Consider the following 22130-nt stretch of genomic DNA (forward strand, 5'->3'; position numbering starts at 1 on the left):
GTCATGCGGATTGGTTTTCATTTTTCCACTCCCGACCGTGAGTTGGGGCAGGTGCCCGGCTCGCATTCAACGCCTGCGCTTTCGGGGCATCCATGACCAGTTGGCCTTCTTTCAACACCACCACGCGTTCGACCAGTTCCAGAACCGGAACGCGATGGGTTGCAACAATCAATGTGCGGTTGCCCAGCCACAGGTTCAGGCGCTGAATAAACTCCCGTTCGGTATGTTCATCTAACGAGGCGCTGGGTTCGTCGAGCAGCACAATATTGGGTGAGCGCAGCAGCATTCTTGCCAGCAGGATCGACTGCCGTTGGCCGCCGGATAAACCGCTGCCGCCTTCCATAATAGGATGCGCTAGTCCTTTGGCGAGCTGTTTAACGAAAGCCGCCGCGCCGCTGACCTCCAGCGCGTCGAAGATCTGTGCGTCGCTGGCATGCGGTGCGCCGAGGGTCAGGTTCTCGCGCAAGGTACCGAAAAACAGCCGCGCATTCTGGCTGAGAAAACCGATGTTACGGCGTAAATCGGCCATGTCGATTTGTGCCAGGCTCAGGTTATCGAGCCGGACATCACCCTGGATAATCTCCACGCCACCTGCCATGGCCTGTAGCAGCGTTGATTTTCCGGCGCCGTTACGCCCGAGGATCGCCACCCGTTCGCCGGGCATGACCTCCAGACGCGAGATCCGCAGTGGAACGCGCTGATCGTCGCTGTGGTAGCGGAAGTGTGCGTTTTCAAACAGATAATGGCCGTGAAAAGTCTCCTGATGCACGCGGTCTTCATCGTACTGCGTTTCGGTGGGGAGCTGCATGATGCTGTCCAACCCCACCTTCGCCGCCTTCACCTGTTGCCAGCGGGCCAGCACACCGCACAGGTTAGCCATTGGGGCAATCATTCTGGAACCGAGCATCGATGCCGCCACCACGGCCCCGGTGGTCATCGTACCTTCAATGACCATCGGCGCGCCGAACATAATGATGGCGGCGTAGACCAGGCTTTGCACCGACATGCCCCAGCCAATCAGCCCCTGAGTGAGCTTACGCGTGCGCAGCCCTGACTCTCCAGTAATACGGATATAGCTGTTCCACTGCTGTAAAAAGCGGTTTTCCGCCTGCATCAGCTTGATGTCTTCCAGCCCCTGAACGCTCTCGACCAGCACCGCGTTGCGCAGAGTGGATTCATGCGCAGCCTGGTTGGCAAGCACTGCCAGCTTTTTCTGTAACAGCAAGCCAGGCAGAATCATCAACAAGGCAGCGACGGGGGCTATCCACGCTAGTGGCGGGGCAATACAGGCCAGCACTACGATAAACAGAAAGAAAAACGGCAGATCGACAATGGTCGACATAGTCGAGGAAGTGATCATCTCACGAACCTGTTCCAGCTCGCGCAGTTGAGAAATAAAGCTCCCTGTCGAACGGGGGACGGCGCTGTTGCGCAGCCGCAAGGCGTGGCTAAACACGCGATCGGAAATGCGCATATCGGCGCGTTTGCCGAGCAGGTCCATTATGTGGGTACGCGCTTCGCGCAGCAGAAAACCAAACAGTACTGCGACCAGAACGCCGGTTGAGAGAACATACAGCGTTGGATAAGACTGGGCGGGGATTACCCGGTCATAAACCTGCATCGAAAAGATAATCCCGGCGAGCGACAGGACGTTAATCAGAAAGGCGGCAATCATGACCGGCAGGTAAGGGCGGATGTCCTGTAATACCAGTTCGCGCATCCAGTCGGGCTTGAAGCGCGAAATATAGCGGTCAACCCGACTATCCTTCAGCGCCGACAGCGGACGCAGTGCGGTAATGCTTACGATCTCTGGCAAAAGTTCTGCAACCGCGAGTCGGTTACGCTGGCCCTCATCGACGATGATAAAAACATCCAGGACATCTTCACCGTTGAAATGTTCTATCACCATCAGTTGGCCGTCGCGCAGTTCCGCTATCACTGGTAAACGCCACTGACCGAACGCCTGTGCAGCAGTATCCAGCGCATGAAATGACAGTCCCGCCTGCCGCGCCAGCTGTGACAGAGCCATCGCCCGACTTTTTCCTGCAAACCACGGGGCGTTGGCCTGGATTGCGCCTGGCGAACAGGTAACGCGATAGTGGCTGGCAATATGCGTCATCGCCTGCGCCCACTGGCTCAGGGCGTGTTCACTAATCGCATCTTTAGCATGTGAATCGACGTCGCTCATAGCGTGATCTCCACCGATTGAATGCTGCGGTTATTTAAGGCGAACGCCTGACGAAGTGAGCCGGTGTTATAAAGGCAGTTCAGCTGTAGCTGGCGCAGCTGATTTTGAGTCTGAAGTTCGGCAAAACGGGCCTGATATACCTCCTGCTCAGCGTTAAGCACGTCGAGCAGTGGACGCGAACCAAGGTCCAGATATTGCTGTTGATAAAGCTCGCGCGTTTGTTCGCTCAACCGCTGTTGGCGACGCAGAATCTGCAGGGCGGTGGCGAGGCTCATTGCCTGGCTACGGGACTCAAGTAATTTCTGTCGTACTTCAAGTCGGGTGCGCTGGATGGAGTACTGTGCAGACTCTACCGCGTGGCTGGCGGCGTTGCGTCTGGCGGTGAGTCCGCCTCCCTGATACAGCGGCATTTCAACTTTTACCCATGCAGAATACTGGGTTTTGTCGAGTACCTCATGGCTGGGGTATTTGTCGTTGAGATAGTGCTGAACCGAAGGCTCCAGAGAGATGGTGGGCGTCATCTGCGCGTTGGCGTAGTCGAGGTTTGCCTGCGCCACATTCGCCTGCGCCCATGCCGCCAGCACCGCAGGAACCAGTTTATCTTCTGGTTTGACTACATCACAACTGCTGTCCAGTTTGACCGGAAATTCATTGCTGATGCCGTTAAGCGAGTTCCAGCCGAGGAAGCTCATCAGCGTTGCCTTGCTGCTGTCGAGATTGGCTTGATACTGCGCCAGTTGAGAACGTGCGGACTCGATACGCGCATCGGTTTGCACCACGTCCGACAGTGAGGTTGCCCCTTCATCATTACGCTGGCGGGTCAGTCGGCCAATGCCGTTCAGGGCGTTAAGTTGCTCTTCGGCGGCGTCCACCATTTGCTGCCACGTCTGCACCTGGACTATCGCATTGGCGGTGGCATGAGCGATGGTATCAATACTGAGTAGCACATTCGCCTGCTGTTGTGCGGCTCCGGCAGTTTCAGCGCGGACCTGGCTTGCCACTTTGCCGAAGTCGTACAGCATTTGCGACACCGAAATTACCAGCGCCGGGCTAAAGCCGTGGTCGGTGTAAGTATTGCTGTAACCGTTGTTCATTCCGGCAGAAACCTGCGGATAATATTTTGATTTCGCCACGTCGATCTGCTCATTTTGTGAGAGCAGCTTGCCGATGGATTCACGAATAGAAGGATGCCAGCTCACGGCGCGACTCACCGCGTCATTGAGCGTCAGGCTGCCGGGAGCGGCGGCACTAAGCGGCAGATCGGCAACCGCGCCGTCCAGCGAGGGAAGCATCTGGCTGGTGGCCAGACCTTCCGGCGTAATAATTTGCGGTTCATCTTCGGCATTCACCCGCATGGCACAGAGCGTTAATGCCAGCAGCAAGGCAACAGGCGCGACATTTCTCATAGATTATCCCTTACAAAATACGGCAGCGACGACTGTTATTGCCCCGGACGTCATGGCATCCGGGGCTGTAGTTATGGCGCTTTAACGCTATACGTTAACGTCAGGGCACAATGTGATTTTGTTGCACCAGCTCATCGAGCGTGGTGTGTACGTTCTCCAGCGTTATGAGATTGGTTGAGTGATAAGTGTTGCCCGTACCGTCGCGGTCGATGGCAATTACCGTGTTGTTACCGTTAGTGGTCACGGTGAGGTAGTTACCGAGCGTCGCGTTCTGTCCGTTCCAGCCCACCAGCAGGTCGCCGATATCGATTTTGTCGCCCTGGGCCAGCGAGAAGTTGGTCCAGGTGTCGGTAGGTCCAACGCCAACATTGCCAACGTTACCACCGGTAGCGTCGTTGGCATTAAGCAGGTGATAAATCAGCGTATCGCCGTAGACACTGCCGGTAAAACGATCGGCATCGACGGTGCTCACCACCTGCGGATTCATGTTGATAGTTAGCGTTGCGGTATCGGTATGACCATTCTGGTCGTTAAGGGTGTAGGTAAATGTCTCTTTGGTGATGATGGTGGAGAGTGAGACATCGCTGTTGAGGGCGTAGGTGTAATGACCATCAATTCCAATGGTCAGTTTGCCGTATAGCCCGTTAATGATGGCGCTGGTCGTGCTGCTCAGCGGATCCAGCGTGGCGGTGCTACCGCCCGCGCCGTTCACCGTCAGCAGAGTATGTACGCTGGCAATATGGTCTCCGTCATAAATATTGCCAGTGACGCTGTTTGCTGCGGAAGTCTCGAAGTTCTGCAGGTCGATTATCGTGCCTTTTACGCTGGGGGTGATGGTGATATTCCCCACCCCCAGAGCCCCGACGCTGCCGGTGTAGTCGAGGCGATAGTTGCCGGGGTGCAGCACTACCCCGCTCAGGGCAATATCGATATTGCCGCCAACCAGTAATCCACCATTGAATGAGCTGCCGGCAACCTTGACGTTGTTGCTGTCATACAGCGCCCAGGTGACGGTTAGCCCGCCCAGCGTCAGACCTGAAGCAACGTTAAAATGCAGTATGGCGTTTTGCACCGCCGTTCCCGTCGCGACCTCAATGACGCCGGTACCATTTTGTGAGGTAGGTGAAAGGAGTTGGGCGTTCCAGCTGGCACTCCCAACGCTGCTATCGGTGAACGACCGGGAAGTATCCGCCTGCGTGGTGACTGCCATTTGACTGCTGATGTCGTTTACGGCATCCAGCGCCTGCGGGGTTGCTGTAATGTTCAGTGACGCGCTGCCGGTATCGCCATTTGGTGCCCTGACCTTATACACGAAGCTGTCCGGCGTGTTGATACCGTCTGCGCCCAGTCCGCTTTTCAGCGTGTAGGTATAGTTCCCTTTTGCATCAATAGTCAGCGTGCCGTACTGCCCATTAATCGTGGTCGTGCCCGTCCCATTCACGGTGACACCGTTCACTTCGGTGATAACGCTATTAGCCGGAGCCGAGTCGTTGGCCAGCAGATTTCCATTGGTTGCCGCACTCAGGCTGTCAACGGCGTAGGTATGATCGGCCAGAATATTCAGGGTATAGCCGGTCAGCAGCGTCAGGCCGCCGGAAGCGTTAAGCAGGAACAGATAGTCACCGCCCGGCAGGGTGATGGTGTAGTCCGTTGAGTTGCCACCCAACAGCGCCGTGACCCAATTGGGCTTCACGCGGAACTGTTCATACTGCTGAATAGATTCGTTGAAACGATAAACATAGAGATCAAAACCGCCCACCGTTACGCCAAGAACGCTGGCCTTGACAGTTAACGTGCGGGTTGCGCCATCGTCAACGTTGAACTTAATCGGGTTAGTCAGACCGTTGACCAGACTCACGTCCAGCACATTGCCGAGCCCAACGCTGGCGAGGGTGAAGCCGGTTTGTTGGGATGAGCCATGATCAACTGCGATGACCTGCGTCCCGTAAGTCAGCGCAGCCACATCGTCTGCCGCCGTTACCGTACTGGTGGTTGGGGCCTGACCCAGCGTGACCACCAGTTTTGCCGAGGAGTGATCGCTGCCATGCTTTAGCGTGTAGGTGAAGCTTTCGGAACGTCCATACACTGAGATTGACGTATTGGTCAGGGTATAGGTGTAGCTACCATTCTGGTTGATATGCAGAATGCCGTATTTCCCCTGCACATCAATGCCGCCCGCCGGGACGTTCACGACGTTGCCGTTACCGTCAGTAACGGCGGTGACCAGCGTGCCGGAAGGTGCATTATCTTGCCCGTTAGCGGGATCGGTATCCGTGATGATGTTGCCGGATTCTGTGGTACCGCCAATGATGGTCCCTGCGCTGGCTTTCACCACCGAGACATCAAGGCTGGTGTATGCCCCGGTAGCCAGCAGGTTGGTGTTGTAGCTGACCACACGGTAATCACCACCAGTCAGTCCGCTGTAATTGAGCGTAACCCCTGAGGCGCCCAGGGTGAGCAGGCTGGCAAAGTCTGGTTTACCGGTATCCACCACCGTTACCCAGGCATTCAGCGCGGTGTCAAAGCGCTGGATGACAATTTCCATGGTGCTCAGCAGCGACAGGACCACGCCGGTGGCGGCGGCATTGATCGTAATGGATCCGCTGCCGCCAGGGGCGATGCTGAAATTGACGGCTGCTGTATCGTTCCCCAGCACGTTGGCGACATTTCCCAGCGCATTAACCAACAGGAAGCCATAATCGCTTTGATGCTCGGTGCTGACGATCACATCGGTTTGTAGTGGCAGACTGGTGACATTGTCTTCAGCCAGCAGCGGCAATACCGGCGCGATAGCGCTTGTTGGCGATGAGGTATTTCCCGCTGCATCGGTTGCCGTGGCGGACAGCGACTGCCCTTCAATCTGGCGAACCGGCAGGTTGACGCTGTAAACACCGCTGCCGTTGGCGATTGCTGTCACGCTGGTGCCGCCGGGTAGAGAGATGGTGACCGTGCTTCCCGCTTCGGCGACGCCGCTGACGGTACCGCCATCGGCGCTGATCAGTATCGTTGGCGCGGTCGGTGGCGTGGTATCCACAATCACGCTGAACGAACTGGACAACCCGCTTGCGCCGTTGACGTTTGTTGCCGTGGCGGTAAACGCGTGGCTGCCTTCGCTGAGCGCGCCGGATGGCGTAAAGCTCCAGAGCCCGTTACCGTCTGCGGTCGTGGTGCCCATGAGCGCGCCATTGTTGTACAGATTGATGATGGCGTTAGCCTGTGCCGTTCCGCTGAGCGTAGGCAGGGTATCATTGGTGGTTTTTCCGGCCGCGACCAGCCCCGTGATCGTGCCGACGTCATCGAACACGCTGGCAATAACCGGCGCAGGCGGTACGCCGGTAAACGGTGCGAGCACGTTACCCGCCGTGCCGATGTTGCCTGCGGCGTCCTGTGCGCTAACCAGCAGCGTTTGCCCACTGATTTGGGGTGGATTCAGCGTGAAAGTGAAATTACCGGAGCCGTTGGCGGTTGCCGTACCGATCACCGTTCCGCCGCTGGAGGTAATAATGACCGTGCTGTTTGGTTCGGCAATGCCAGTAAGCGTGGTGCCGTTGGCGTTGACCGCCAGCCCCGTAGGGATGCCCGGGGCGACGGTATCGACCACAATCGCTGCCGCAGACGATGTACCACTGGTATTCCCCGCACTGTCCGTTGCGGTGATGGTAAACGAGTGGGTACCTTGTGCCAGTGCGGTAGCCGGGGTGTAGCTCCAGTTGCCGCTGCCGTCCGCTGTCACGCTGGTGACAAAGGTGCCATTATCATAAATATCGACCCGCGCGTTGGCCTCGGTGGTGCCGTTTAACGTTGGGCGTGCGTCGTTGGTTGGCTGATTACTGCCAATCGCCCCCGTGTTTGGTCCAACATCGTCAATAATATTGCTGATTGAAGGCTGCGCCGGTGCCGTGGTGTCGACCACCACGTTAAAGCCTGCCGTCGCACCGCTGGTGTTGCCCGCCGCATCGGTGGCGGTGACGGTGAACGTGTGCGATCCATTCGCCAGTGGTGTGGTGGGGGTGAACGACCAGCTGTTATTGCTTTGCACCAGCGCCGTGCCCAGCAGGGTGCTGCCGTCATAGATGCTGACAGTGCTGCCTGCCTCAGCGGTACCGTTTAGAGTCGGGCGTGCATCATTGGTCAGTTGTCCGTTGCTGAGCGCCGCATTGAACACGCCGCCTGCGACATCATCTACCACTGAGACCAGCAGCGGGACGGAAGGCGCAATGGTGTCGACATTAAGAGTAAACCCGCCTGATATGGGGCTCACGTTCCCGGCGGCATCGGCGGCGATAGCGGTAAACACGTGCTGACCGTTGCTCAGCGTAGCCGGCAGATATTCCCAGCTGCCGTCTATCGCCGCAGTTACTGTTGCCAGCAGCGTGCCATTATCGTAGATAGTTATCCGGGCACCGGCTTCCGCCGAACCGTTCAGTACGGGACGGGTATCATTGGTGTAAGCACCGTTCGACAGCGTTCCGGTACCTGGCAGTACGTCATCAAAAGCCTGGATAATTGTTGGCGCTAGCGGGGCCACGGTATCAACAACGATGTTAAATCCAGCGGACGTTGGGCTTACGTTTCCAGCCGCGTCGGTTGCTGTCGCTGTCAGCGTGTGATTCCCGTTGCCAAGCGCGGTTCCCGGCGTGAAGCTCCAGGCGCCCGTGCCATCTGCTGTGGTTAAACCGATAAACGCTCCGTTATCGTAAATTCTCACCGTGGCATTGGCTTCGGCCGTGCCGCTCAAGGCGGGGCGTGCGTCATCCGTTGACTGACCGTTGGTTAAGTTCCCTTGCTGCGACCCGAAATCATCGGCGGCCTGAGTAATAGCTGGTGCTGTCGGTGCCAGCGTGTCGACGGTGTAGGTAAAGCCACCTGAAGGAAGGCTGGTATTGCCTGCGCTATCTGTCGCCGTGGCGGTCAGCGTATGCAGGCCGTTACCTAACGCTGCTGAGGGTGTAAAGCTCCAGGTTCCACCCGCGCCGACGATAGTGGTGCCAATGGGTTGGCCATCGCTCAGGACAGTAATGGTCGCGCCAACTTCACCCGTACCGCTGAGCGCCGGGCGACTTTCGTTACTGATTTGCCCGTTAGAGATAGGCCCGGTTGTCGGGGCTGTGTTGTCCTGAACGGTCAGAATTATCGGTGCTGTCGGCGCAATCGAATCGACCAAAACGGTGAACGAGGCAGAAGCTCCGCTGGTGTTGCCCGCTGCATCCGTCGCGGTCACCGTAAAGATATTTTCCCCCTGCGCCAGCGCGTTTGTTGGGGTGAAGCTCCAGCTACCGGAGCCATCGGCATTTGCGGTGCCAATGATCGTTCCGTTACTACGAATGGTGACAATAGCATTAGCTTCGGTCGTGCCACTCAGCGTGGGTTGGGCATCATTAGTCAGTTGGCCGTTGGTCAACAGCGTGCTTCCCGGCTGATCGTCGATGACTGACACAATCGTTGGTACTGCTGGCGGGAGTGTGTCGACCAACAGCGAGAACGGCGCTGTCGCCGGGCTAACGTTGCCAGCAGCGTCCGTGACCGTGGCGGTCAGCGCGTGATTGCCTTCGCCGAGTGCCGGAGAAGGCGTAAAGCTCCAGTTGCCGCTTCCGTCGCTGGTGGTGGTGCCAATCACCGTGCCGTTATCGCGAAGAGTGACCAGGCTATTGGCTTCGGTGGTACCTGCCAGGGTTGGCGTATTATCGTTGGTTGTCTGCCCGGAAATGAGCGTGGATGTTACACCTACATCATCGGTTACCGACACAATGACCGGTGCTGAAGGCAGGCCTGTATCAACCGTTATCGGATAGGGGGCTGATGCGAGCCCCTGATTTCCGGCGGCGTCGGTGGCGCGTACGGTGAAAGTATGAGAGCCGTCATTCAGGGCGTTCTGCGGGGTAAAGCTCCAGTTTCCGCTGCTGTTAACGGTAGTGGTACCGATGGATACGCCACCGTCATAAACCGTAATGGTCGCGCCAATCTCGCCTGAACCACTCAGTGTTGGACGCGCGTCGTTGGTGCTTTGTCCACTGCCGACGTTACCCGTTACAGGGGCGACGTCATCAGTAACGGCGGTGATGCTCGGCGCAAGCGGCGCGGTGGTATCGATAGTAATGACATAGTTTGGCGACTTGCCGCTGGTGTCACTTCCCACCGTTTGCGACACAGCGTAGCTCCAGGTTGTGCCGTCTGCCAGCGCAGTGGGGAGGGTGTAGCTCCAGGCACCGGTACTCGCGTCAGCCGGGACGGTGGTCAGCAGGAGCCCGTTTTGGTAGATATTTACATCAGCTCCGGCGGTTGCCACGCCTTGTAAGGTTGGCTGCGTGTCATTGGTGGTTTTCCCGTTGCCAATATCACCTGTTCCGGGGGCAACATCGTCGATAATTTGCAGAGTTGGCGGATGCGGAAGGCCCGAGATTGAGGCGGTAAACGGTGTTTCTCCGCTTTGGTTACCCGCTGGATCCTGGGCAATTGCGTTCAATGATTCACCCGCCGTCTGTGCCGGTGAAATTGTGACGGTGTAAGCGCCGGTAATGCTATCTGCGACGGCCTGGCCCAGCACCGTTGTACCGTTTCTGATGATGACGGTGCTGCCCGGTTCGGCTGTCCCGCTCACCAGCGTACCGCTATTATCTATGGTGTCTACAGCGGGGGCGCCCGGCGCTTGCGTATCGGTTGTTATAACGATCGGGTTGGCCGCCGGGAGGCTATTACCTGCTGCATCCTGCGCGCCAAAGGTCAGCGTGTGTTTCACGTTGGCCGAGAGTGGGACGTCCACGCTCCACTTACCATCGGCTCCCACCATTGTGATGATCAGCGGGATGGGATTGCCATTATCATAGATTAGGATCGTACTACCCGGCGTTCCGGTACCGCTGACGGTCGGTGAGAGATCGTCCGTCACGCTGCCACTGCCGAGTGTACCGGTAATCACGCCGACGTTATCCTCGATATCTGTCACCAGCGGGGCGGTAAGCGGCGTCGAATTCACCGTAAACGAGATACTATTTGATGCATTGCTGGGGTTGCCAGCGGCATCGGTGGCAACCGCCGTCAGCGTGTAGGTGCCATTGGAGAGCGCCGTCGTCGGTGTGATGCTCCACAAACCATTCACGACGGTGGTGGTGCCGATAACCGTCGTGCCGTTATACAGCGTAATGATCGAGCCGCTTTCGCCGGTTCCGCGCACAGTTGGTGTGCTGTCATCGGTAGTGCCGTTTGCTGCGATGTCTCCCTGAACAGCGCCTACGTCGTCATTTGCGGCAAGGATTGTGGGCGTTGCGGGAGGGGTAATATCAATGTTCAGGGTAACAGGAGTCGAAGCCTGGCTGACGTTGCCCGCTGGATCGGTTGCGGTAACGGTAACCTGATAAGTGTCCGGATTAATAGGTGTGGTTGGTGTAAAGCTCCAGGTGCCATCTGCGCCAACTTTTGTGGTGCCCAGCGGCGTGGCACTACCGTCGAGATACACCGAGATCACATCACCAGCCGTGCCGGTGCCGCTAAAGGTAGGCGTGGTGTCGTTGGTATTGCCATTCGTGACTACGCCTGTTATCGGAGCCGCATCGTCAGTAATGATGGGGGCACCAGGCTGAGCGGGAGGGGTGTTGTCTACCGTCAGAGTGAAACTAGCCGATGGGATCCCCGTATTACCTGCAGCGTCAGTTGCCGTGGCGGTAAATTTGTGTGGACCCTCTATGAGTACGGGGGCCGGGGTAAATGTCCAGGTGCCATTTGGCTGAACGGTGGCGATACCAATACTGGCGTTATTGTCAAAAATAGTAATGGTTGCGCCCGTCTCACCCGTACCGGAGAGGGCCGGTGCGGTACTTTTCGTACTACCTCCGTTCGCCAGAGCAACGGTGGTGTTGCCCACGATTCCTTCACCGACGGTAATCACCGGAGCCGCTGGTGGGGTGGTATCAATGGTTAACGTAAAGCTTCCCGGCGCGCTGGCATTACCTGCGGCATCCGTCGCCACGGCTGTCAGAGTGTGTGGCCCTTCGCTTAGCGGTTGAGTCAACTGGATGCTCCAGTTACCTCCAGGCGGCACTACCACGCTGCCAACAGGCGTCGTACCGTCATAGAGCGTGACGGTTGAACCTGCAACCCCCGTACCGTTCAGTTTTGGCAGAGTATCGTCCGTACTCTTGTTGGTGGGCAGATCGCTTTGGATGCTACCGACATCATCCGTCATACTGACAATGACAGGTGCGGCGGGCGCTTGCGTATCCACCGTAACAGACACCACGATTGGTGAGGTGGTGACGTTACCTGCCATGTCCGTGGCCGATACCGTGAAATTATGCACCCGATCAGTGAGTGGAGCGCTATCCGGCACCGTATAGCGCCATGTGCCGGAACTGGTGACCAGGACAGTATTTAGCAAAACGCCATTATCAAACAAACTGACCAACGAACCGGGTTCACCGGTACCTGAAATCGTCGGCGTGTTGTCATTGGTGATGCCGCCATTGTTGGCGACATTGCCGGTTATCGTCCCGACATCGTCGTTCACCAATGTAATGGCGGGTGCTGTCGGCGCGATGCTATCGACAATGATTTTCCAGCTTGCCGCGCTGCTGGTATTGTTGGCGGCATCGGTTGCCGTCACTGTAAATACGTGCGCCCCCTGGCCCAACGCAGAGGTGGGTGTATAGTTCCAGTTACCGTTGATATCAGCGGTAATGGTTGTTAGCAGGGTGCCGTTATCGTAAATTTTGACCTGAGAACCCGCTTCGGCGGTGCCTTCCAGTTTAGGCTTGCTATCGTTGGTGACGTCGCCGTTATTGAGAGGGCCCTGGTACATGGGCTGGTCATCCGTCACGGCGGTAATGATCGGGGTGTCGGGGGCGGTGATATCCGGCGCCAACGCGGAAGTCGGCAGACTCTCGTTATTGCTGCTGTCCGTTGCGGTGACGTTTACCGTTTCGCCGTTCTTTTGCGACGGTGTTATAGACACGGCGAAGTTGCCGCCGCTGTCAGCCTGGCCTACGCCAATCTGGTTACCGTTGCTGTCTTTGACGGTGACGGTGCTCCCCGCTTCAGCATGTCCACTCACAGAACTGCCGTCTCCTGAGACGGTGACGCCAGTTGGCGCATCAGGCGCAGTGGTATCCGGTGCGGTAACTGGGCTGTTGGCGCTGGTATTACCTGCCGCGTCCGTCGCGTTGGCGACGAGATGTTCTCCATTGGTCTGTGGTGGAACCAGCGTGGCGGTGAAACTCCCACCTGAGCCTGCGGTTGCTGTTCCAATAATCGCGCCGCCGGGAGCCAGGATATGCACCGTACTGTTGGGTTCTGCGGTGCCGGTCACTTGATCGCCAGTGGGATTAATCACCAGATTAGCAGGCGGCTGCGGGGCCGTGATGTCTGGCGCGAGCGCCGTTTCCGATGGGCTTAGGTTTCCTGCCGGGTCGGTAGCGACAGCGGTAATGGTTTCGCCATTGGTCTGCGGCGGGTTAATAGTGATAGAAAATGAGCCATCGGGTCCGGCGACACCGCTGCCGATAGGATTATTGCCAGCGTCGGTGATAACCACGGTATTGCCGGGCTCGGTGGTTCCGGTGACGACAGTGCCATCAGCGGATACACTCAGATCATCCGGTGGCAACGGTGGTTGTGTGTCAATGTTGATAGTGAATGCTGCCGACATTCCTCCGGTTCCTGATGCGTTCGTTGCATCGACGGTAAAGGCGTGAGGACCATCAGGCAGGTTGGTTGGCGAAGCCCAGTTCCAGTTTCCGTTAGCATCAGCAGTAACGCTCGCCAGCAGGCTGCCATTGTTATAAATGTTTACCGTGCTGTTGGCGTCTGCGATACCTGAGAGCGTGGGCGTCGGGTCATTGGTAGCCTGATTGTTGCTCAATGGCCCGGTTGAGGGGGCGACATCATCCATAACGCTGACGATAATGGGTACGCCCGGGTAGCCTGAATTGGTGGCATTGAAGGACGTATTTGGCCCGATATTACCTGCCTGATCTTGGATCTTCGCTATCAGCGCTTCTCCGTGCGTCTGTGACGGTGAAATCGCGATGGAGAAATTGCCGGTTTGGTCGACCGTTGTAGAACCTAAAACCTGATTATTACTGCCGATGATAATGACCAGGCTTCCAGCTTCCGCGCTACCGGTTACCGTTGTACCTTCCGGATTAACGGAAGAAATGATCGCGGCGGCAGGCGGAGTCGTATCAACGGTAAATGTTGGCACGGTTGTTTCCGCGCTCACGTTACCTGCGGCATCTGTTTGCGTCAGCGTCAGGTTGTGAACACCGTCGCTGAGCGGCGTGTCCGGTGTAAACGTCCAGAAACCATTGTCATCCACCTGGACCATGCCTATCAGAATACCTTTATCAGATACACTAATGAAACTGCCTGCTTCGCCGGTGCCAGTGATCGTTGGTGTGGCATCGTCGGTTACGCCATTATTGGCGATAAGACCGGTGATTGAACCAAAATCATCAGCGACTTCTGTCGCTACAGGGGCGTCGGGGGCAAGCGTATCAACAGTAATTTCCCAACTGTCCGACATTCCACTGCTGCCCGTACTGTCTGAGGCGCTGACGGTAAACTGGTGGGTACCGTCCGCGAGCGGAGATGATGGCGTAAACGACCAGTTGCCGTTGGCATCGATAGTGACCTGGCCTATTTCGACACCGTTATCAAAAATATGTAAGGTGGCATTAGCGGGGCCGGTGCCCTGGAGAGTAGGCGTATTATCGTTGGTAGATTCCTGTTGATTGACAGGACCTGTAATCAGCTCCTGATTATCGATTACGCTGGTAATAACGGGCACGCCTGGTATGTTAGGTGTTGTCGTTGGCGGAGTGCCGCCATCGCCGTTACCATCACCATCACCATCACCGTTGCCATTGCCATTGCCATTGCCATTGCCATTGCCGTTGCCGTTGCTGTTGCCACTATTACCGTTTCCGGCATTGTTATCACTCCCACCGCTGCCACCACCGCCACCGCCTCCTGCAGCAAGGCCTATTCCACCAACAACCGCGATCCCACCAAGAACCCAGGGCCAGACAGCTCCACCTTCATGACCACCTTCGGCTGTCATCAGCGGAGTGAGATCGTCTAAATGCTGGAAGTGGAAAGCGCCATCGGTATCCTGGACCCACCACAGCGCGCCATTGCTGTCTTCCAGAACAAGCTGGTTTTGCGCATCACCTTTTCCGACGTAGAAGTTTTTAATGGTGATGGTTTCACCTGAATGGAGTGTGACAACCAGATCCTGATTAACGCGTGTCAGTTGGCTTACTTCCTCACGCGACACCGACAGTTTCACTATAGAAGGTGAACTGAGCGTAACTTCAGAGGTTTCAACATTTGTGGAAACGCCAGTTAATTTTGATACAACGGCGAGTAGACGCATATGTTCACTCCTGATGGCATGCCGGGAGTATTAATCCGCAACAGCGCTGGGAAAATGAGCAGACAGGGGCCCGGTTCATCATAAAAATGAATTTACACATGTAATTACATTGATTAGGTCAAGCAGATGTTATTTTATTGACGTATTGCGTTTGGGCCCTTTTGGCTGAATAGTTCTTTCGTATTACATGATATAGTCAGAAAGAAACTATTCTGCAACTTATCCATTTTAAAAAACTATTTAGTCATTTGAAAAGGATTCTTTCCAGTATGATTTTAACGGAGGTTTACTTGTTAACCTGTTGTATTAATTGTCTTTATTTGGATTTTATATAATATAATAAACGCCAGTAATAATAGTGTTATTCAATAAAATAAAATACGAATTTATGATCTTGAACTTTTATATTATTAGACTATAGACAGCTACCATAATGATAGAGGGGTTATTTCATCTTTGGACGATTCAGCATAAATATACTATAAGTTGGGTGAATGTATTGGGCGGGTTCAATAACTAAAAAATAAGAACCAGCCTCAAGATGAGAGACTGGTTGCAGTGGAGTGGCGTTTAGCGGCCAGCATTTTTCATAATACGCGCTTTATCTAACTGCCATTCGCGTTCTTTGACATCAGAGCGTTTGTCGTGCAGTTTCTTACCTTTTGCAACGCCAATTTTCACTTTGCACCAGGCATTTTTCCAGTACAGCGAAAGCGCAACAACGGTATAACCATCACGATTCATTCGACCATACAAGGAGTCGAGCTCGCGCTGGTTTAACAACAACTTACGGGTGCGAGTGGGATCGCATACTACGTGCGTTGAGGCCACCGCCATCGGCGTGAAGTTGGCGCCAAACAGGAACGCTTCGCCGTCTTTAAGAATGACATAGCTGTCGCCGATGTTAGCTTTACCCGCGCGCAGGGATTTGACTTCCCAACCCTGCAAGGCGAGGCCTGCTTCGAACTCTTCTTCAATAAAGTATTCGTGTCGTGCGCGCTTGTTAAGCGCGATTGTGGCTGAGCCAGGTTTGTGTGCTTTTTTCTTCGTCATAATGCCGCTCAGTATAGGTAATCTGGAATCGAAAAACACCCCATTTCATCCAGCGGGGCGCAAGGCGCTATCTTAGCACGAGTTAGGCTATAGCGTTTTTTTTAGCAGGGGATAAATGGTATTATTTGCGTGATTGATATTGATGGAAATTGTTATGCCTCAGATTAGCCGGACCGCTTTAGTACCTTACAGTGCGGAACAGATGTATCAGCTAGTGAATGATGTTAAATCCTATCCCCAGTTTTTACCGGGTTGCACCGGTAGCCGCGTGCTGGAGTCGACTCCAGGACAAATGACGGCCGCTGTGGATGTCTCGAAAGCAGGGATCAGCAAAACGTTCACCACGCGCAATCAACTGACCAGCAATCAGAGCATCCTGATGCATCTGGTCGATGGACCGTTCAAGAAACTGATTGGCGGCTGGAAGTTTACGCCACTAAGCCATGAAGCGTGTCGTATTGAGTTTCATCTCGATTTTGAGTTCACCAATAAGTTAATCGAGCTGGCGTTTGGCCGCATCTTTAAAGAGCTGGCTTCTAACATGGTGCAGGCCTTCACGCTTCGCGCGAAAGAGGTTTACAGTGTCAGCGTCGGCTAAAATTGTTGTTGAAGTAGCGTACGCGCTGCCCGAGAAACAGTATTTACAGCGCGTCACGCTGCAGCAGGGTGCAACGGTGGAAGAGGCTATTCGTGCTTCCGGGCTGCTGGAATTACGTACCGATATCGATCTCAGTAAAAATAAAGTGGGCGTCTACAGCCGTCCGGTTAAGCTAGCCGATGTTCTTCATGACGGCGATCGGGTGGAAATTTATCGGCCATTGATTGCTGATCCAAAAGAACTGCGCAGGCAGCGAGCAGAGAAATCCGCTAAAAAATAACAGACAATAAAAAAGGTGCTCATTGAGCACCTTTTTTTGATCTCTCAAACCTACTTGTTGTCGGTCAGAGCGGGTTTGTTATCAATGTTGGTCAATACGCCGCTGCTGTTAAAGGTCAGCGTCAGCGTTTGCTGTGTTACACCTTCATGCCCAGGCTGCTGACGGAACACATAAAACCAGGTGTTAGTACCAAAAGGATCGGACATCATTGGTGTACCCAGAGCATAAGCAACTTGCTGTTGCGTCATACCTGTACGCACTTTGGCGACATCGGTAGGTGTCAGATAATTTCCCTGGTTGATGTCAGGGCGGTAAACCACTCGCTCCAGAGTGGAACAGCCTGCAGTCAACATCAGTAGTACTGCTGCAGCAGCAGTCAGCGTTTTACAGCGCATAGTGATTTGATTCCTTTTCGGGCCCGAGCAGTACGCGGCTCATATGTAATATGCCGATGATAATAGACCTTTCACCACTTTAAAACCTTTTGCTGTCGGGTCGGTCGGCGATTTTATGTTGAACTCAGACCTTCACAAGGTAAAAAAGTTTATGCCGCCAGCAGTTCTTTTGCATTTGCGAGGGTATTGCGCGTCACTTCGCTCCCGCCAAGCAGGCGGGCTAATTCCTGCAGACGAGCGCGTTTATCAAGCGGCTGCATGTGTGTTTCGGTCATTGCGCCGTCAGTTTCTTTGCTGACATAGAAATGTTGATGACCGCAGCCAGCAACCTGCGGCAGGTGAGTCACACACATAACCTGGGTTGACTCACCTAGCTGACGCAGCATTTTACCCACCACAGCAGCAGTCGGGCCGCTAATACCGACATCCACCTCATCGAAAATCAGGGCAGGGGTTTCCATTTTACGTGCGGTGATGACCTGAATAGCCAGCGCAATGCGAGACAGCTCGCCGCCAGAAGCGACTTTCGCAATGGGCTGTAACGGCTGACCGGGGTTAGTGGTAACTTTAAATTCCACGCGATCGGCACCGTCTGCGCTCAGATGGTGTTCCTCAAATTTCACATCAATACAAAAGACACCGTGCGGCATCGAGAGAGCATGCATGCTCTCTGTAATAAGTTGTCCCAGTTCCTGAGCATAATGTTGACGCTGCTGATGCAGCATTTTTGCCGTTTCCAGCGCCTGCTGGTGATGATTGTTCACCGCCAGGGTTAATGTTTCGAGTGAGTCTGCCTGATCGTCCAGTTGTTGTTGCTCATCCAGCAATGACTGGTAGAACAGTGGCAGTGCTTCAGGGGCAACATGATGCTTACGCGCCAACGAGATTTGTCTGGAAATACGTTGCTCCAGTTCGAACAAGCGGTTAGGGTCTAAATCCAGACGATCGCAATAGTGGCGAAGCTCGTCGCTGGCTTCACTGAGCTGGATGGTCGCCTCTTCCAGCATGTCCAGAATACCGGAGAGCTTACCGTCCATGCCTGCCAGTTCAGTAACCAGGTGCTTTGCGGTGTACAGTTGGCTTTGCAAATTGATGTCTTCACCATCCGCCAGGATAGCCAGCGCCTGCTGGCTGGTGGTGAGCAATTGCCCGCTGTTAGCCAGACGCTTGTACTCTTCATCAATTTGCTCAAACTCGCCCGGCTGCGGGTTGAATTCGTTCAGTTCCTTTAACTGGTATTGCAATAGTTCCGCCCGGGCTGCGCGTTCCTGACTTTGTTGTTGATGATGGGCGAGGTCGCGACAGCTCTGGTGCCACAGCTGGTAGCGCGCGGCCATTTCCTGAGTCAGGGACACTTCATTGGCATAACCATCAAGCAGGGATTTTTGGTGTTCAGATTTCGTCAGGAGTTGGTGCGCGTGCTGGCCGTGGATTTGAATAAGCAGTTGTCCCAGCTCGCGTAGTTGCGACAGGGGAACGGCGGTGCCGTTGATAAAGCCTCGGGAGCGGCCATCGTTGCTGATTACGCGACGCAGCAAACACTCACGACCCTCCTCAAGCTGGTTTTCTTCCAGCCAGCGCAGGGCCGCGGGGGTGTCTTTTAAGGCAAAACGGGCGCACAGGTCGGCTCGGGTGGCGCCTGTACGCACCATGTCGGCATCGGCCCTGCCGCCCAGGCACAAACCGAGGGCATCAATGGCAATGGACTTACCCGCACCAGTCTCGCCGGTAATGACGGTCATTCCGCTCTGAAAATCGATCTCAAGTTCACGAACGATAGCAAAATTGCTGATGGTCAGTTGTGCCAACATAGCTGTTTTCCTGTATGAAAAACCATAACTGTAATTACATACAGTATAAACTGGTTTTTTATACAGTAAAGAGGTTGGCGTTAAATTAGAATAATTTTTTTGACCAGCCTAACTTAGTGCTTAATGTATTGAAATAGCTGTAATCTTTGGGGTGTATCAGGTTCAGATGATAATCACAGCGGCGAATCAATACGTCTTCACCTTCCTGGATAGGCAGGGCGATCTGGCTGTCACAGCTGATCTCCAAATCGTTCCGGCGATGTGAAAAGCGCAGGCGAATCGTGCTGCTACTGTTGATCACCAGCGGTCGCGCAGAAAGCGTATGCGGGAACATCGGTACCAGCGTAATAGCATCTAAAGAAGGCGTCAGAATTGGGCCTCCGGCAGAGAGCGAATAGGCGGTAGAGCCGGTAGGGGTGGAGATAATTAGCCCGTCAGAACGCTGAGAGAAGGCAAAGATTTCATCAATGTAGACTTCAAATTCAATCATGTGCGCCACTTTTCCGGGGTGCAGCACAACTTCATTGATGGCCGTGCTAATGCGCTTTTGGCAATCTTGCTGGCACACCTGGGCTTCGAGTAGAAAGCGCTTTTCGCTGATGTAGTGGCCTTCCAGCACGTCAGCTAACTGCTGCTGGGCATTGTCAGGGTCTAGATCGGTCAGGAAACCGAGGTTGCCGCGGTTAATCCCGATAACCTTGATGTCATAACGTGCCAGAGTGCGTGCCGCACCCAACATATTGCCATCGCCGCCAACGACCACGGCGAGGTCTGCCTGATGGCCAATCTCTGCGAGCGTACCGGTTTTCACATTTTTCAACTGCAGCTCGTGGGCGATTTGTTGCTCGACGATAACCTCATAACCTTTGGCGCAAAGCCAGCGGTAGAGCATTTCATGTGTGGTCAGTGCAGTGGGGTGACGTGGATGCCCCACAATGCCAATACACTTGAAATGTTTGTTCATTTTCTCGAGGTCCTTGTAACGAAGATTAGTGACAATGTGAGTACTTCCCTTGAAACCCAGAATCTTATCCCCATAATAATCCAGGTTAGCGAGATGAATGCGAAAAAACGCGGAGAAATTCATGAGTAGTAAAGAACAGAAAACGCCTGAGGGGCAAGCCCCGGAAGAAATTATCATGGATCAGCACGAAGAAGTTGAGGCGGTTGAATCAAACGCTTCTGCTGAGCAGGTGGATCCGCGCGATGAAAAAATTGCGAATCTGGAAGCTCAGCTTGCTGAAGCCGAAACTCGCGAGCGCGACAGCGTGTTGCGTATCAAAGCGGAAATGGAAAACCTGCGTCGTCGTACCGAACTGGACGTAGAAAAAGCGCATAAATTTGCGCTGGAAAAATTCGTCAACGAACTGCTGCCGGTGCTGGATAGCCTGGACCGCGCGCTGGAAGTGGCGGACAAAGATAATGACGCGATGGCGGCGATGGTTGAAGGTATTGAGCTGACCCGTAAGTCAATGCTGGATGTTGTGGCGAAGTTTGGCGTACAGGTGGTGGCGGATATTGATGTGCCGATGGACCCGAACGTGCACCAGGCCATTGCAATGGTAGAGTCTGACGACGTTGCCGCCGGTAATGTGCTGATGGTTATGCAGAAAGGTTATACCCTGAACGGACGTACCATTCGCGCCGCGATGGTCTCTGTGGCGAAAGCCAAAGGCTAATCAGCTTTCAGGTCGGGTAATGCTCACGCGCTACCCGGCCTGAATTACGCTCACTGATCCGACACGCTTTCCCGTAGCGGTTTGACCGGCAAGACCTGCACCTGCTTAATCATATTGTCCTGGACGTCGAGAATATCGATATCATACTGCCCAATACGCACACGCGTACCGGCAACCGGGATCTCTTCCAGTGCTTCAAGAATAATACCATTCACGGTCCGGGCGTCATCTTCCGGCAGGTGCCAGTTAAACGCCTTATTGATTTCACGAACGTTGGCGCTGCCGTCAATGATCACTGAGCCATCATTTTGCGGCGTTACTTCTTCGGCAAGCGTGGGTGACATTGAGGTGGTGAAGTCGCCGACAATCTCTTCCAGTATATCCTCAACCGTGACCAGTCCCTGAATATCGCCATATTCATTAACGACCAGACCCACTTTCTTTTTATTTCGCTGAAACTTAATGAGCTGGGTGCTAAGTGGTGTACCTTCCGGGACGTAATAGATTTCGTCGGCGGCGCGTAACATGGTCTCTTTGGTGAACTCTTTTTTTTCTGCCATTAATCGCCAGGCCTCACGCACGCGCAGCATACTGATAGCATCGTCCAGCGAGTCTCGGTACAGCACAATGCGGCCGTGCGGAGAGTGCGAAAGCTGACGTACGATAGACTTCCAGTCATCGTTAATATCAATACCGATGATTTCGTTACGCGGGATCATGATGTCATCGACGCTGACTTTTTCCAGATCCAGCACGGACAGCAGCATATCCTGGTTACGGCGTGAAATTTGCGAGCGCGATTCATTCACCAGCGTTCGCAGTTCATCTTTGCTCAACGAACCGCTCACCACGATATCCGTTTTAATGCCCATCATGCGCATTAGCAGCCGCGTGATGGTATTGAGTAGCCAGACCAACGGCATCATCAGAATCTGCAGTGGGGCCAGCAGGACGCTGCTTGGATAGGCGACTTTTTCCGGATAAAGCGCGGCAATGGTCTTTGGCAGTACTTCGGCAAATATCAGCACTACAAACGTCAATACCCCGGTGGCAATGGCGACGCCCGCATCGCCATACAGGCGCATACCGACAATGGTACCGAGCGCGGAGGCCAGAATATTCACCAGGTTATTCCCGATGAGTACCAGACTTATCAGACGGTCCGGCTTGCGCAGTAACTTTTCAACGCGTTTCGCCTGACGATTTCCCTGCTTGGCCCGATGACGTAGACGGTAGCGATTCAGGGTCATCATTCCGGTTTCAGAACCGGAAAAATAGGCGGATATGACCACCATGATGAGAAGCGTGACAATGAGTGTGGTGGTGGAGATGTGTTCCACGTAGGGTTCCTTAAA

The 22130-nt window shown here is 54.6% G+C and carries 11 protein-coding genes; 3 read left to right on the forward strand and 8 right to left on the reverse strand.

Features of this window, described 5'->3' with window-relative positions; all coding sequences use genetic code 11:
• Position 1 precedes the first annotated feature (1 nt).
• From NMD08_RS06630 to smpB, 4 genes are all read right to left on the reverse strand, one after another.
• Positions 2-2188: a type I secretion system permease/ATPase gene (locus NMD08_RS06630; RefSeq protein WP_370619833.1), complete on the reverse strand. Its 2187-nt coding sequence runs from the start codon at positions 2186-2188 to the stop codon at positions 2-4.
• Positions 2185-3594 carry a TolC family outer membrane protein gene (locus NMD08_RS06635; protein ID WP_151218121.1) on the reverse strand — a complete coding sequence of 470 codons (1410 nt, stop codon included), beginning with the start codon at positions 3592-3594 and terminating at the stop codon, positions 2185-2187. The genes NMD08_RS06630 and NMD08_RS06635 overlap by 4 nt, the downstream gene beginning before the upstream one ends.
• A gap of 100 nt (positions 3595-3694) precedes the next feature.
• Entirely contained in the window at positions 3695-14959 is an 11265-nt protein-coding gene (locus tag NMD08_RS06640; RefSeq protein ID WP_370619835.1) for a BapA/Bap/LapF family large adhesin, read from the reverse strand.
• Between the two features lie 570 nt (positions 14960-15529).
• Positions 15530-16012 carry an SsrA-binding protein SmpB gene (smpB, locus tag NMD08_RS06645; RefSeq protein WP_370619837.1) on the reverse strand — a complete coding sequence of 161 codons (483 nt, stop codon included), beginning with the start codon at positions 16010-16012 and terminating at the stop codon, positions 15530-15532.
• 154 nt (positions 16013-16166) lie between these two features.
• Here smpB and ratA point away from each other — a divergent pair, with 154 nt between their 5' ends.
• Together ratA and NMD08_RS06655 are read left to right on the forward strand one after the other, a co-directional pair.
• Positions 16167-16610, forward strand: coding sequence for a type II toxin-antitoxin system RatA family toxin (ratA, locus tag NMD08_RS06650; RefSeq protein ID WP_210905271.1), 444 nt, complete (start codon positions 16167-16169; stop codon positions 16608-16610).
• Positions 16594-16890: an RnfH family protein gene (locus NMD08_RS06655; RefSeq protein ID WP_151218118.1), complete on the forward strand. Its 297-nt coding sequence runs from the start codon at positions 16594-16596 to the stop codon at positions 16888-16890. The genes ratA and NMD08_RS06655 overlap by 17 nt, the downstream gene beginning before the upstream one ends.
• A 50-nt stretch (positions 16891-16940) precedes the next feature.
• On the opposite strand, the gene bamE is transcribed toward NMD08_RS06655, so the two are convergent.
• From bamE to nadK, 3 genes are all read right to left on the reverse strand, one after another.
• Positions 16941-17285, reverse strand: coding sequence for an outer membrane protein assembly factor BamE (bamE, locus tag NMD08_RS06660; protein ID WP_003826401.1), 345 nt, complete (start codon positions 17283-17285; stop codon positions 16941-16943).
• 149 nt (positions 17286-17434) lie between these two features.
• Positions 17435-19096 carry a DNA repair protein RecN gene (gene recN / locus NMD08_RS06665; RefSeq protein WP_370619839.1) on the reverse strand — a complete coding sequence of 554 codons (1662 nt, stop codon included), beginning with the start codon at positions 19094-19096 and terminating at the stop codon, positions 17435-17437.
• Between the two features lie 85 nt (positions 19097-19181).
• Positions 19182-20060, reverse strand: coding sequence for an NAD(+) kinase (nadK, locus tag NMD08_RS06670; protein ID WP_151218116.1), 879 nt, complete (start codon positions 20058-20060; stop codon positions 19182-19184).
• A 121-nt stretch (positions 20061-20181) separates the two neighbouring features.
• Between nadK and grpE the strand changes: the two genes are divergently transcribed.
• Positions 20182-20775 (forward strand): nucleotide exchange factor GrpE, encoded by a 594-nt coding sequence (gene grpE, locus NMD08_RS06675; RefSeq protein ID WP_210905270.1) that lies wholly within the window; start codon positions 20182-20184, stop codon positions 20773-20775.
• A 50-nt stretch (positions 20776-20825) separates the two neighbouring features.
• Here grpE and NMD08_RS06680 read toward each other — a convergent pair whose 3' ends face one another.
• Entirely contained in the window at positions 20826-22115 is a 1290-nt protein-coding gene (locus NMD08_RS06680; protein ID WP_187253037.1) for an HlyC/CorC family transporter, read from the reverse strand.
• Positions 22116-22130: the final 15 nt, after the last annotated feature.

It is taken from the genome of Citrobacter meridianamericanus, from assembly GCF_041320245.1.
Taxonomy (GTDB): Bacteria; Pseudomonadota; Gammaproteobacteria; order Enterobacterales; family Enterobacteriaceae; genus Citrobacter; species Citrobacter meridianamericanus.